This window comes from Vibrio sp. 1069, assembly GCF_033340555.1.
The window spans coordinates 1-1514 of sequence record NZ_JAWOWP010000058.1 but is presented as its reverse complement, the minus strand read 5'-3'; the positions used below and the strand labels follow the sequence as shown (position 1 = coordinate 1514).

The window sequence follows — 1514 nt, the reverse complement described above, 5'->3', positions numbered from 1 at the left end:
GAGTGGCGCTACCTAGAGAAGCAAGCAGTGTTGGAATCTGCATTCCGCTTTCAAGAACCTTCACGCCCTCTCGATTTAGTTAGCCATTTAGTCATCAATATGCAGCATTATCAGCCGCACGATATTATCTATGGCGACTACAAAATGTCGGGCTATGATGAAGATCTGCAACGTTCTCTGCTGCAATATTTATCTGTCGACAATGTCCGCGTTACGCTGATCGCCAAAGGACTTGAGTACAATCGCACTGCGGAGTGGTATTTCACCCCCTACTCCGTCACTCCATTCAGTAACGAGCAAAAACGCTTCTTCCAACAAATTGATCCGCGTTGGCAGTTTGTTCTGCCAGAGAAGAACCCGTACATTTGTTACGACCTCGACCCAATGCCCTTTGAAAACGGGGGCTCACTACCGGAGTTGATTGAAGATCTCGAAGGTTTTCGCCTGTGGCATTTGCAAGATGATGAGTTCCGAGTGCCGAAAGGCGTAGTGTACGTTGCGATCGACAGTTCTCACGCGGTCGCATCGCCTAAAAATATTGTGAAAACACGTCTTTGTGTCGAAATGTTTTGGGACTCACTAGCCAAAGAAACCTACCAAGCTGAAATCGCGGGCATGGGCTACAACATGTATGCGCACCAAGGTGGTGTAACTTTGACGTTGTCGGGCTTCAGCCAAAAACTGCCACAACTGCTTGAGATGATTTTACGCCGTTTCGCCGCGAGAGAGTTTAACCCGACTCGGTTCGAAACCATCAAACAGCAATTATTACGTAATTGGCGAAATTCATCTCAAGATCGCCCAATTTCTCAACTGTTCAACGCATTAACAGGTTTGTTGCAGCCCAACAATCCTCCTTTCGCGACACTTGCAGAAGCGCTGGAAGAAATTGAAGTCGATGAGCTGTCGACATTCGTCGAGTCGATTTTGGCGGAACTCCACGTAGAAATGTTCGTTTATGGCGACTGGCAACGTCAACAAGCGCATGATATGGCAACAACCTTGAAAGATGCCTTGCGCGTAAAAGAACAGCGCTACGAAGAAGCACTGCGTCCGTTAATCATGCTCGGTCAAAATGGCAGTTTTCAGCGCGAAGTGCATTGTAATCAACAAGACTCTGCTGTGGTAATTTACCACCAGTGTGAAGACATCGAGCCGCGCAGCATCGCACTTTATTCTTTGGCCAATCACCTCATGTCGGCAACCTTCTTTCATGAGATTCGCACCAAGCAGCAACTCGGCTACATGGTCGGCACTGGTAACATGCCACTGAACCGTCATCCGGGGATTGTGCTTTATGTGCAATCACCAAACGCAGCTCCTGCGGAATTGGTCACCTCTATCGATGAATTTTTAAATGCATTTTACATGGTGCTTTTGGAGCTCAACGACTACCAATGGCACAGCAGTAAGCGTGGCCTTTGGAACCAAATCGCAACCCCAGACACGACTTTACGTGGACGAGCGCAACGCTTGTGGGTCGCAATAGGCAACAAAGATACCGAGTTTAATCA

Annotated in this window: 1 protein-coding gene; it reads left to right on the top strand. The window is 48.0% G+C overall.

Annotated elements, in window-relative coordinates:
• Positions 1-1514, top strand: a 1514-nt coding sequence (locus tag R7040_RS24380; protein WP_318097246.1) for an insulinase family protein, incomplete at both ends; no start/stop codon positions are given.